The 13,170-nt window shown below is 41.9% G+C and carries 8 protein-coding genes; 1 reads left to right on the forward strand and 7 read right to left on the reverse strand.

Translation table 11 applies throughout. The features are described from left to right. Positions 1-17: 17 nt before the first annotated feature. From epd to ACSSVW_RS05310, 6 genes are all read right to left on the reverse strand, one after another. Entirely contained in the window at positions 18-1,034 is a 1,017-nt protein-coding gene (gene epd, locus ACSSVW_RS05285; protein ID WP_036970750.1) for an erythrose-4-phosphate dehydrogenase, read from the reverse strand. Between the two features lie 499 nt (positions 1,035-1,533). Further along, a complete protein-coding gene (locus ACSSVW_RS05290) occupies positions 1,534-1,995 on the reverse strand; it encodes a methyltransferase family protein (RefSeq protein WP_421419335.1) in 462 nt (153 codons plus the stop codon). Between the two features lie 43 nt (positions 1,996-2,038). Further along, a complete protein-coding gene (locus ACSSVW_RS05295) occupies positions 2,039-2,662 on the reverse strand; it encodes a 3'-5' exonuclease (RefSeq protein WP_454178986.1) in 624 nt (207 codons plus the stop codon). Positions 2,663-2,671: 9 nt separating this feature from the next. Next, on the reverse strand, positions 2,672-4,510 hold the full coding sequence (locus ACSSVW_RS05300) for a DUF294 nucleotidyltransferase-like domain-containing protein (protein ID WP_036970758.1): 1,839 nt from the start codon (positions 4,508-4,510) through the stop codon (positions 2,672-2,674). Positions 4,511-4,630: 120 nt separating this feature from the next. Continuing rightward, the gene (locus ACSSVW_RS05305) at positions 4,631-6,355 is read right to left on the reverse strand and encodes a sodium:solute symporter family protein (protein WP_036970761.1); all 1,725 of its coding nucleotides are present in this window, start codon (positions 6,353-6,355) and stop codon (positions 4,631-4,633) included. A 10-nt stretch (positions 6,356-6,365) separates the two neighbouring features. Then, positions 6,366-6,629: a DUF4212 domain-containing protein gene (locus ACSSVW_RS05310; RefSeq protein ID WP_036970763.1), complete on the reverse strand. Its 264-nt coding sequence runs from the start codon at positions 6,627-6,629 to the stop codon at positions 6,366-6,368. A gap of 385 nt (positions 6,630-7,014) precedes the next feature. Between ACSSVW_RS05310 and ACSSVW_RS05315 the strand changes: the two genes are divergently transcribed. Further along, a complete protein-coding gene (locus ACSSVW_RS05315; RefSeq protein ID WP_180311374.1) occupies positions 7,015-10,455 on the forward strand; it encodes a PAS domain-containing hybrid sensor histidine kinase/response regulator in 3,441 nt (1,146 codons plus the stop codon). Positions 10,456-10,467: 12 nt separating this feature from the next. Here ACSSVW_RS05315 and ACSSVW_RS05320 read toward each other — a convergent pair whose 3' ends face one another. Beyond that, the gene (locus ACSSVW_RS05320; RefSeq protein ID WP_454178987.1) at positions 10,468-13,110 is read right to left on the reverse strand and encodes a DUF2339 domain-containing protein; all 2,643 of its coding nucleotides are present in this window, start codon (positions 13,108-13,110) and stop codon (positions 10,468-10,470) included. Positions 13,111-13,170: the final 60 nt, after the last annotated feature.

Below are 13,170 nucleotides of genomic sequence, written 5' to 3' on the forward strand. Positions count from 1 at the left end.
TAAATTATAGTTATAAGTTATTGGCTTACAGCCATCATCGCACGCGCTGTATCGAGCATACGATTCGCAAATCCCCACTCATTATCGCACCACACTAACAACTTTATCAGTCGTTTATGACTAACACGTGTCTGAGTGCCATCTATGATACAAGAATGTGAGTCATGATTAAAATCTACCGACACCAGCGGCTCTTCAGTGTAACTTAAAATCCCTTCAAGGCGATCTTTTGCTGCTAACTTAAGTGCTTGATTAACGTCGGCTAAATCAACATCAGTGTTTACCGTGACGCTTAAGTCCATCGCGGTGACGTTAATTGTCGGTACACGCACGGCAATGGCTTCAAAGCGGCCATGAAACTTAGGTAAAATACGTTCGATACCACGGGCAAGTTTTGTATCCACAGGAATAATAGACTGGCTTGCCGCACGGGTACGACGTAAATCATGATGATAAGCGTCGATCACTTGTTGATCATGCATCGAGGCATGAATTGTCGTGATTGCCCCAGATTCAATAGAAAATGCATCATCTAATACTTTAATCACAGGCACAATACAGTTAGTTGTACATGAGCCATTAGAAACAATTGTATGCGCTGCTTTTAATTCATCGTCGTTGATACCATACACAATGGTTGCATCAACGTCGGCATCTGCAGGTTGCGAAAAAAGTACTTTTTTAGCCCCTGCATTTAAATGTAACTTAGCATGTTCACGCGAGTGATAAACACCCGTGCATTCAAGTACAACATCGACATCAAGGGTTTGCCAGGGCAATTCTGCCGGATTCTCTTCAGCAAATAGCGCAATAGAGTCACCTGCGACTGTTAGCGTATCTTCACCTAAATTAACAGGAAACGAAAAACGACCGTGGGATGTATCGTACTTAAGGAGATGGGCAATGCCCTTAGGGTCAGCTAATTCGTTAATAGCGACAATTTTGATTTGATCTTCAAGCCCTGATTCATAAAGGGCTCGGACAATATTACGCCCAATACGACCAAAACCATTGATTGCAAGTTTGATTGCCATGAAGAAGAAAATCCACTCTATTTGCTTGCAGATAAAGACAGCTGCCTTTTAGATGACGGTATTGTAATCGACCTTACACTTTTTTATAAGAGGGCAAGCTAAAATAAAGTGGTTTTAGATGTTTTAGATGACCCTAGTTTTGGTAATCGACCTTACACTTTTTTATAAGAGGGTGCGCTTAAATAAAGTGGTTTTAGGTGTTTTAGATGACCCTGGTTTTGGTAATCGACCTTACACTTTTTTATAAGAGGGTGCGCTTAAATAAAGTGGTTTTAGGTGTTTTAGATGACGCTGGTTTTGGTAATCGACCTTACACTTTTTTATAAAAGGGCAAGATAAAATAAAGTGGTTTTAGATGTTTTAGATGACCCTGGTTTTGGTAATCGACCTTACACTTTTTTATAAGAGGGTGCGCTTAAATAAAGTGGTGTAAAGTCGTGGTGGCGATAATTGAAAAATACAGTCTTCAGCAGTCCCTAGTCTTATTCAGCTTTGATTGTTATATCCATCGACGAACTGCTTTTTTATATTCACTATATTCATGCCCAAACTTTTGCTGCATGTACCTCTCTTCAGGCACTATTTGAAATCGATTCATGTAAAGGACAAACACCACAGGCAGCATAATATTTACGATATTCCCCAAATAAATACCCCACCCGATTAATATAAGTAAAAAACCGACATACATTGGGTTTCGACTAACTTTATAGACTCCATGAGTAACAAGGCTTGCCGACTCCTCAGGCAATCTCGGATCGACCGTCGTGCCAGCAGAGCGAAACTCATAAACACCCAATAAAGAGAAAGCGACCCCTATTAATGCGGTGATCACTGCCACAGGTAACAAAACGGCAAGCGTCATACTAAAAGGTGCCAACACGTCAGCTAACACCCACATTATGGCAGCGAATATCACGACTTGAATAATTGGCGGCACTGTTAACTCTAATTTATTCATATCAATTCCGTTTGTTGTCTAACTTTGCGATGAGCATAACACATTACAGTAACTCCCCCACTTTTAAGGCTTTACCCCGACTGATTTGATGACACTGCGCTAAAAAAAGCTCGGCGGTGGCTATGGCATCGGTTAAAGCATGGTGAGAACTGTAATGAGGTAAGCCATAGCGTTTACGGCACTCGCTTAATGTTAGGTCATCGTGGCCTATTTCATGGCCTTGCTGATGGAGACGCTTTTTTTCAATAACGAACGTATCAAGAATTAACCGCGCTTTAGCTTCTAAGCCTAGTTTACGGCACGCTTGTTTTAAAAATCCCCAATCTAGCGTCGCGTTATGAAAAACTAAAATACAGTCATCAACGTGTTGGTGAAGCTTAGCAAGAATTGCTTCAAGGCTTTCACCGCTATCGATATCTTGCTTGGCGATGCCGTGATAAATAGGGCTTTGCTCTAGGCTCTGTACGTCTTTATTAATTATGTGCTGTGCCCCACTCATTTTAATGCACTGGTCTTCTATCATCACCCATGCCACCGAGACAATTTCATGTTGGCGGGGATCAAGCCCCGTTAGTTCCATATCTATCACAACGTAACGTTCTTTATAGGCATCAGCTGCCAATAATTGTTTGCGAGCCACATAACGACTGAGCCAACGTTTAACCATCAGTTATCCTCATAAGCTGCCACGCGCAAACTTAAAAGCGGCGGCTTGCTGAGCTTGTTTAACTAAATAAAAGGCTTCTTTTAATTGATGGCGTTCTAAAGAATTTAAGGTATTGGGGTTAATACAATTGCTCGGTAAGCCTTCTTCATTTATTTGTGTGCGTAAGCGCAGTTGCGTTAAGAAACGCCAACAATCTTTTAAGTTATAAACATCGTCTTTATTAAGTAAAGAATACTTCAGCAGTGCATCCAAACGCTCTTGGGTATTCGCCCGCTGAATACCCGCTTTGAGTGAATACAAACGCACTATATCGTTAATAATCACCACGCCGCGTTTTTTTAAATCAAGGTACTTGTGCTGTTTCGCATCTTTTTCTAATTTAAATTGGTTAAATAACCCAATGGGCACATGAGTATTTTTAATATCGCTCGCCATAGCAGCATAAAATAAATCATTTTTAGAGATACGTTTTAATTGCTCATAAAAACGCGTGTACAGCGACATTGAGCCCTCAATAAAGCGTAAATCAAAGTAGATTTTACAATTTAACATAGCTTCTGGAGTCGGCGATGTGATCCATTTATAAAAGCGTTCACACCACTCACTGATGCCCATTCGACACTGTGCATTACTGGCCATAATGTTACCTGGACAACGTTTAATACCGCATTCAACCAACTGCTCACACACAAACTCCCCCATACGTTTAAAGTAGTCTTGCTGCTCTGTTGTTAAATCATCAGGTAAAAGTAAACCATTATCTTGGTCAGAATGCAGGGTTTGCTCTTCACGGGCTTGTGAGCCAAAACAAATAAAACTAAAGTGACTGGGGGCAGCGCCGTTTTCTTCTTGAAATAAATGAATTAAACGCGAAGTTAACGCATCGGTTAAACCACTTAATAATTTACCGATAAGCGATATATCATCAATATTATTCGAAAAGCCTTTTAATAAGCTGGGGATCTCTTGCGAATAGCGCTTTAAATCAACCACAGAGTGGGCTTTATATATGCGCCCAATTAATTGCACTGGGTCGCTTTTTTGCTGACGCAGTAAATCAGTACTGGTCAACATACCTAAGGGCTTATGATATTCATCGAGCACAGGTAAATGATGAATATTGTGTTTGAGCATTAAGTGCAACGCTGAGAACACCCGATTATTCTCAAAAATAAACTTTGGCTTACAAGTCATAATCGTGCTTACAGACTCGTGTGGGTCAACCTCATCAGCAAGCACGCGATTACGAAGATCTCGGTCTGTTACCACCCCTACTAAGCGCTCGTTCTCAGTCAACATTATTGATGAAACACCCTGCTGCTTCATTTTTTTGGCTGTTTGGCGAATACTCGCATCAGGCGAAAGAGTTACCGCTTTGCGGTTCATTAACTCTGCTATTTTCTTCTCAGACCAACTGTCGTTTTGACTCTTATAATGCGATGACAACAAACGATTCTTATGAGCACGGACAAAGTATTGCTCAAACACTTTGTACTCGCGGCGTAAATAATCAAAAGACGCTTGGTCCAGCATATAAACAATGCCTTCTTTTTGCACCGAGAGACTATTTTGAATAGCCTCCCCCGTTAGCAAAGAGGGAAAGCCAAAATAATCCCCTGCAGAGAGCTTCGTGATCACATCCCCTTTTGCATCGACTAAGTCATAATCTCCTGAGCGAATTAGAAATAATCTCGGATTGTCAGAGCATAACCATTTATTTTGGTTTTCTCGTGTGAGGTAAATAATATCGAGGTGATTAACAAAATACTCGCTTGCCGCCGAATCGAGCTGATTAAACGGGGTTTGATTAATTACAAATTGGGCGACTTCCTGTTGCTCTGCATTCATAGCTATTCTCGAAATTAAGTGAGGCTAATAACTACACTACCCCTGTTTTAAAAAAATAAAAAGCCCGACTTAAGTCGGGCTTTGGGTTTATCAAAAGTGTGTTCTTTTAATACCGGTTTGTTAGTGCGCGTGCGCTGCACTTGACCCTTTAGGGTTACGAATGCCTTCCACCATTTCTTGAATTTCAACAGGTGTTTCAGCTGTTAGTTTAAGTACGATACCTGCTACTGCAAAGTTAATAATCATACCCACTAAACCAATCCCCTCAGGTGAAATACCAAATAACCAGTTAGCTGGGCCATTTAATTCAGGGCTAACAAACTTGAAGTAAATAATGTACGCCGCGGTGAATGTAATACCTGTAACCATACCTGCGATCGCACCTTCTTTGTTCATCTTCTTAGAGAAGATACCCATGATAATCGCCGGGAAGAAACTTGCAGCCGCTAAACCGAATGCAAATGCCACCACCGACGCCACGAATCCAGGCGGGTTAATACCAAAGTACGCTGAGATAACAATGGCGACCATCGCAGCAAGTCGCGCTGCAAGTAGTTCTTGCTTATCACTAATATCTGGTTTCAAGGTACGTTTTAACAAGTCATGCGATACCGAGGTCGAAATAACCAATAACAAACCCGCAGTGGTTGACAGTGCTGCCGCAATACCACCTGCTGCAACAAGGGCTACTACCCATGCTGGTAAGTCGGCAATCTCTGGGTTAGCAAGTACCATGATGTCGCGGTCAACATTCACTTCGTTGGCGCTATTTGGATCATCAATCTTGCCAGCTGAGTAGAACATTTTGCCATCACCATTTTTATCGTTAAAGGTGATTAGGCCTGTTCTTTCCCAATTTTTAACCCATGCAGGTGCTTCAGCATACTCTGTACCGTTACCATCTTTACCGTTAATAGTATCAATCATGTTTACACGTGCAAACGACGCAACAGCAGGTGCAGTTGTATAAACGATAGCAATAAATACTAATGTCCATGCCGCAGAGATACGCGTGTCTTTAACACGTGGAACCGTGAAGAAACGTACGATAACATGAGGTAGACCCGCAGTACCCACCATAAGCGCACCCGTGATTGCGAATACATCGATCATACTCTTAGAGCCTTCGGTGTACTGCGCAAAACCGAGTTCGGTACTCAGTCCATCTAATTTATCAAGCACGTATTGACCAGAACCATCTGCAAGCGTGGCACCAAAACCAGTTTGTGGGAAAAAGTGACCTGTCATCATCATTGAAATGAAGATTGCTGGAACAAGGTAAGCAAATACCAGTACGCAGTATTGCGCAACTTGCGTGTAAGTAATGCCCTTCATGCCGCCAAGAACAGCATAGAAGAATACAATCACCATACCAATGTAAACACCGGTCTCAATATCCACTTCTAAGAAGCGAGAGAATACAACACCAACACCCCGCATTTGACCCGCGATGTACGTGAAACAGATAAAGATTGCACATAAAATTGCAACCACACGTGCTGTTTGTGAGTAATAACGGTCACCAATGAAATCAGGGACAGTGAACTTACCAAACTTACGTAAGTAAGGTGCTAAACACAGCGCCAGTAATACGTAACCACCCGTCCAGCCCATGAGGTAAACACCCCCATCGTAACCCGCAAACGAGATAATACCCGCCATTGAGATAAACGATGCTGCACTCATCCAGTCAGCTGCTGTTGCCATACCATTTGCAAGAGGAGGAACGCCACCACCTGCAACATAGAATTCATTAGTAGACCCTGCACGAGCCCAAATTGCGATGCCGATATAAAGCGCGAAGCTTAAACCGACGATAATAAACGTGAGTGTTTGAACATCCATTGCTTAGCTCCTATTCGTCTACGCCATATTTTTTATCTAACGTATTCATTTTGAAAACGTACACAAAAATCAAAGCTACAAAGGTGTAAATTGCGCCTTGCTGGGAGAACCAGAAGCCGAGTTTAAACCCAAAAAAACGTACTTCATTCAGTACATCTACCAATAAAATGCCAAAACCAAATGAAACGATAAACCACACTGCTAACAGTTTAAATAGCAGCGAAATGTTTTCCGCCCAGTAAGCTTTTGCTTGTTCTTCATCTTTAAAAGCCATTTTTATCCCCTTATGCATCACTTAAAAGTAATGAGTGGTATTAGTTGTCATTAACTAAGTTAGCAACGGTTCGGCATTATGGAATTGAGACCATAGTCGTAACAGTCAGTTTACGTTTACGTAAACTGTAAAGCGCCTTTTGTTAATCAATAGTAAAAAACCATACTTAACAATAAGTTAACCTACAAATATAAATGAGAGAAATAACCAAAATAGTAAAAACGAATGATCTGCGACATTAGTCTAATAAAAAGGCCAAAATAAAATTAAGCATTAAATATCATAAACTTGTAAAAATTGATTTTTAACAAATCAAAATCAACACATCGAAATCAGCTTTAATTCTGGTAAGGTAGTGGTATTACAATAATGACTGAATTTGAACATGACTGCTGCGCTTATTTTTGTTGCTCTTGCCTACATTGGTGTATTGTTTTGGTTAGCAAACTGGGGAGATAAAACCACGCCTCTGGCTAAACGCATTAGCCATCACCCTTTTGTTTATTCGTTTTCATTAGGGATTTACTGTACATCGTGGACTTACTATGGCTCAGTCGGTACTGCCGCCACCAGCAGTTGGAATTACCTTCCTATTTTAATTGGTCCTGCGCTGTTATTTTTCTTTGGCCAAGGCTTTTTACGAAAACTGGTACTTGTTAGTAAAAAACAAAATATTACGACCATTGCCGATTTTATTTCTGCTCGGTATGGAAAAAGACAAACAACAGCAATCATGGTCACAGTTATTGCACTGTTGGCGACCATTCCTTATATCGCGCTGCAATTAAAAGCCCTTAGTAGTAGCTTTTTATTATTACAAAACGACAACCGTATCTCAGGGTCAATGTTAGCGTTGTCAGCGACGCTAATTATGGCCATGTTTGCAATATTTTTTGGGACCCGTAAGGTCGATGTTACTGAATATCGCTCTGGGTTAATGCTGGCTGTTGCGTTCGAATCGATGGTGAAACTATTAGCTTTAGCTGCAGTGGCTGGGCTTGCCTTATACACGTTATTTAACTTAAACAGCGTACAAAGCGAGCAGTTAACTGGGTCACTGTGGCAGCACTGGCATAATTTTGACTTTTTTAGCTTTAATTTTATCGGTCAATCGTTAATGGCCGCGGCGGCAATAATCTGTTTACCAAGACAATTCCATGTAACCGTTGTTGATAACCAAGATAAACGCCATCTTTATACCGCCCGCTGGGCTTTTCCGCTTTATTTATTGCTTACCGCTGCAATGATTTTCCCTATTGCCACAGCAGCAATCCACCCTGGTATCGGCAGTGGTTTTTCACCCGACAGCTTTGTGTTAGCCCTGCCTTTAATGCACGAAAATGCGTTTTTAACCACCTTTGTATTTATCGGTGGATTATCGGCAGCCACCGCGATGATTGTCGTCGCGACGCTCACACTCAGTACTATGATCTCAAATGATGTGGTGTTGCCATTAATGTTGCGTCGCAAATTTAAACGTAACCTCATCACCAGTAGCTACAAATCACAAATATTACTGGTGAGACGTTTTACTATTGCCGGTATTCTGATCCTGTCTTATTTTTATCAACAATGGTTTGGCCATGGCAAAGCCCTCGCCAGTATGGGCTTAGTTGCATTTTCGCTTGTATCTCAACTACTCCCTGCCATTGTCGGTGGCTTATATTGGCGTAAAGGTCATGCTTACGGGGTATATGCAGGGTTACTTGCAGGCTTTATATGTTGGGTGTTATTCCTCATGTTACCGATTTTAGATGCCGGTAATAGCCTAAATGCAGAACTACAACAAACCCTTATTACGCGCGGAACACTCATTGCGTTGTTTGCCAATATTGGTTGCTATATAAGTTTCTCGTTAGGGGCTGATGAGCGTTTAATTGATAAAATTCAAGCGGCTGCATTTGTTAACCCCAAAGAACAAGCGGTGTTTGCACGGCGTTTAAATAAAAATGTAAAGGCCACTGTGTACGACTTTAAAGTACTGCTACAGACCTTTTTAGGTATTCAACGCAGTCAGCAAGTACTGGCGCATTTCGCTTTAACGCACAAGCTAGATGATAATAATGCCCACCCTGCCCCTGAATTTATCGCCTATTGCGAACGCGCTTTAACGGGTGTATTGGGCGCGTCATCGGCGCAAGCGCTTATTCATACTGTCGCTTCTGGTAAACGAATGGCCTTTGAAGAAGTGGTAAACTTCTTTGACGAAACAACACAAGCTCTGCAATTTAATCAAAACTTATTATTCACATCACTTGAAAACCTCAGCCATGGTATTTCGGTTGTCGACAAAGAACTCAATTTAGTGGCGTGGAACAAGCGTTATGCCGAAATGTTTAACTACCCCGAAGGGTTCTTAGAAGTGGGTCAAGCCATTGAAGAAGTGATTCGCTACAACGCCGAACGCGGTGAATGCGGCCCCGGTGAAATAGAACGACACGTAGAAAAACGTGTACAACACCTTAAAAATGGCAGTCCACATCACTTTATTCGTCATCGCCGAAATGGCCAAGTATTTGAAATGATAGGTAACCCATTACCTGATGGCGGCTTTGTGACCAGCTTCTCTGATATTACAGCGCATATCGAAACACAAAATGCCCTTGAAGAAGTGAATATGGATCTTGAAAATCGGATTGAAGCACGCACGCAAGAAATCCGAACAATCAATAGAGATCTACAAGCACAAATAGACAGCCGAGTACAAACTGAGCAAGCACTTACTTTAGCTAAAAAAGAGGCCGAGCAAGCTAACGACAGTAAAACCCGATTTTTAGCACTCGCAAGTCACGACATACTTCAACCGCTAAATGCTGCCCGCCTGTACTTGGCGGCAATTGATGATAAGACGCTTTCAAGTAACAATTTAAATAACTTTGAAAAACTGGGGGCAAGCCTCGATTCAACTGTCCACTTAATGTCGGCACTGCTTGAAATAGCCAAGTTAGAACAAGGCGCAATGACCCCAACACCTCGCCACTTTAGCATTGATGACATTTTAGCCCCGTTGAAAAATGAATACGCCATCATGTCGAGCGAAAAAGGCCTTAAACTTAAAGTGCGATCAACCGGTGTTATTGTACATAGCGATATCACTTACTTACGTCGTATTGTTCAAAATCTTGTTTCAAATGCTGTTAAATACACTAATAGCGGCCAAGTTTTGATTGCGTGTCGCAAACGAAAACATCATTTAAGAATCGAGGTATGGGATACCGGCCCTGGCATTTCAGAGCTAGAACAAGCGAAAATCTTTAATGACTTTTACCGCATTGAAGCGGGCGATAATAAAGGTGTTGGCCTAGGTCTTGGGGTTGTAAAAAGAATGGTCGACCTTTTGTCTTTGCGTCTCGATGTAAGCTCAACACCCGGCAAAGGAAGTCGCTTTAGTATTGAAGTGCCCTACGGAGACAGTCAATTTATACAACAAAAAGAGACACCGAAAAAAGGCGTTGAGAATCGTACAGCCATGAATATTGTGGCTGTTGATGATGACCCCGAAAACCTGCATGCAATGGCAAGTTTATTACAAAAATGGCAAGCAAATTATAAGCTATTTGAAAATGTCGACACCGTACTTGCGTATGCCAAAGAACATCGCGCACCCGACGTGATTCTAATGGATTATCAGCTTGGCCATGATTGCGACGGCATTACCTTAATAAAAACACTTCGAGAGATTTGGCAAAGTCCTGTTCCTGCCATTTTAATTACCGCAGTGCGTGACGAAGCCCTAAAACAGCAAACCAAAGCCGATAATATTCACTACTTGAGCAAACCAGTGAAACCGGCAAAATTAAAAGCGCTGCTTAATCACAGCACTTAAATACCCCCATTATTAAGGCAAAGCAACGGGCTTTGCCTTAAACTTTTGAAATAACCAGCTCAGTGCCACCAAAGATAATCCCAGTCCTATAAACGAGACGGCTCTTAACAACCCTGTTAAATTTGCCATATCAATCAAAAATACCTTTAATACCACCAGCGCTAATAAACCAAGCCCTAGCTTTTGCACCGTAGCCAATGACTTTAAATGACCCATCACTACCACTAAAGCACCTATGATCAACCACACTAATGAATAGCTATAAAGCTCAGCATCTGAGGTAGGCTGCGCTAAGTTAATAAACTCACCTTGCCAGTTATGGCGTATTTCTGCATTAATATACAGTGCGGTGAAAGCACCCGCTAAAATATAAAATGGCTTCAGTAAACGGGAATTAATAGACCTAGTTAATTGACCTGCCCATACACATATTAATGCCGGCACTAACCACACAAGCAGTAACCAGTTAAAAACAGGCATTTGACCAATGCGTATCTGTGCAAAGAAAGGATTTAACTCCATGAATAAAGTAGCAGCGAGTAACCCTGCAAGTGCCAGTAATCCTAACCCCGCTAGTTGGTAAAGTTTTACCATTTGCTGCGTATACCGAGCACGCAGTAAATATACACACCCTAATACCCCCCAATTACACGAAAGCAAGATGTGCTCGTACACTGACAGGTTATAAAAGTCAGGATAATGCCCAACCAATTGATAACTGGTCTCTGTGGTAACAAATAAAGCAATACAGTGTAAGCCTGCGCCTTCTAACCAAACCCTCAATGGCTGCTGTTGCCAAAACCTTGCAGCCCAATAAAATAACCCAGCACACAAAGGATAGACAACAATACTCCAATGAACGCCAAGCAATACTGCATCACTGTAACTTGGTGTCCAAGGTGCTAAGCTTAAGCGTACCAACAAACACGCTATTAACGCTTTTAATGGCCACATTGGTAAACGCAGTGCATGCTTATTAATATAAAAGCTAATTAATACAACCTGCATAGCTAATGCAAGCGTCAAACTACTTCCTTCAAGCAACATTGTGAGCGCTAAGCTGATGTTGCCATTGCCACCTAACCAAAAACAAAAAACCTGTAAGGGCTGCTTGTTACGCACCGCTAATTTAAATAACAGTGCACTGACCCCCAATAACACCGTACACCAGAGCGGATAAGCATCTGTAAGCGCATTATTAGGCGTAATAACATACAAGCAACCAATAATCACAAAGCTCGACAGCGAAGCTATCAGCGAGAATCCTAACCGCTGTGGATATTTGCGTGCGAACAGCAAACCATAACTAATAAACAGCGCGATAAAAAACAGCCCGACTCCGTAGTTTTGCCTAAACACAAAAAGCTGCTCGGTAAAATCAACGCTATTACGCTGGCTAATTAATAACAGCACAACACAGCCGACTGCAATCGCTAACCAACTATCCCACGCGCTGTTTTTAAGCACTAAAAACAACAGCACACTGACCATTAACAGACTACTAAGTTGCCAAGTGAGTAACGCATTATTGCTAAACATCAAAAAAACAAGCGGCACTAAAATCGCTATAAGCAATGGATTATCGGGTAGTTGCTTAAGCTGCTTTATGAAACGCTGAGGACGGTGTTCTATTTGACTAAACTTGAGACCCAAACGCACAATCGCAATCAGTAGCAAGATACTGAACACAGCGTATACGTTAATAAACCACAGAATATTATGTGAAGCGCTTACTGCCACTAACCAATACCAACCAAGGTGTCCAGTCCAGAGCAAATACCAAAGCCACTGACGTTTCACATAATGAGCCACCAAAGAGGCCGAAACACTCACAAAGCCAACATAGGTCAACAAACCAACAAAGTCGTTACTCCCTGTATTCACCCAGACCGGCACACTGTAAGCACCAATAATACCAATAGCCGCAAGCAGAGGACCAAAGCGCAATGCCATCCAACTTGCAACCAACGACACCAATGTCAAAATAGTGAAGGCAGGCAAAGGCGCTAATAATGCATAGTGGGTATAAGCAAGTAATGTTAAAGCAAAACAACTGATAAAGCCGCCACTGGCAAGCGCTGCCGGTATATAGTTATTAAAGCCTTCAAACACTACTCCTTTACGATGCAAGTACTCTGCTGCCACAATTAAACTTACCCCAAAAACAGCGCCCAAGGTTAATCGCATCGTTTCTGACAAGAGCCCTGCTTCTAGCGAGTAACGGGCTAAAAAGATTCCGCCAAAAGCAAGAGCAATAGCCCCAACCCACGTCAGCCAATTAGTTTTAAACACTGTAATAAGGGAAGTGATAAACTCAAACGGAGCGGCTTTCTCTTGGGTAAGTATTGGCTCATGAGACGCCCCCTGAGGCTGCCGTGCTGCAGAGAGCATTGGCTCAACGTGCAACGAATCAATCGTTGCTGTTATTGTTGAATGCGAAGCTGTGTTTGTTGATTGTGATGAGGTTTTTGGTACATGCTGTTGAAATTCAGTATCCGTTTGCGGCTTATCGGGCCTTGGATCAGCAAGCTTCTCTCTTAATAACGCGACTTCTTTTTTTAAAACAGACAGCTGAAATGAAGCAATTATTCCTGCAACAGAACCGCCGAATACCACTAAAACAAGCAATATTAATAACGCAATACCTTCATCCATACCCAATCCTTGTCTCTGCTTTAACAACATAAAAGCGTTCATTGTTTATACAATAAACAC

The organism is Pseudoalteromonas sp. MBR-15, from assembly GCF_053628915.1.

Excerpts from the sequence above, each read along its gene's own strand:
- epd (WP_036970750.1), bottom strand. The coding sequence starts at position 1,034 with ATGGCAATCAAACTTGCAATCAATGGTTTTGGTCGTATTGGGCGTAAT.
- ACSSVW_RS05290 (WP_421419335.1), bottom strand. The coding sequence starts at position 1,995 with ATGAATAAATTAGAGTTAACAGTGCCGCCAATTATTCAAGTCGTGATA.
- ACSSVW_RS05295 (WP_454178986.1), bottom strand. The coding sequence starts at position 2,662 with ATGGTTAAACGTTGGCTCAGTCGTTATGTGGCTCGCAAACAATTATTG.
- ACSSVW_RS05300 (WP_036970758.1), bottom strand. The coding sequence starts at position 4,510 with ATGAATGCAGAGCAACAGGAAGTCGCCCAATTTGTAATTAATCAAACC.
- ACSSVW_RS05305 (WP_036970761.1), bottom strand. The coding sequence starts at position 6,355 with ATGGATGTTCAAACACTCACGTTTATTATCGTCGGTTTAAGCTTCGCG.
- ACSSVW_RS05310 (WP_036970763.1), bottom strand. The coding sequence starts at position 6,629 with ATGGCTTTTAAAGATGAAGAACAAGCAAAAGCTTACTGGGCGGAAAAC.
- ACSSVW_RS05315 (WP_180311374.1), top strand. The coding sequence starts at position 7,015 with ATGACTGCTGCGCTTATTTTTGTTGCTCTTGCCTACATTGGTGTATTG.
- ACSSVW_RS05320 (WP_454178987.1), bottom strand. The coding sequence starts at position 13,110 with ATGGATGAAGGTATTGCGTTATTAATATTGCTTGTTTTAGTGGTATTC.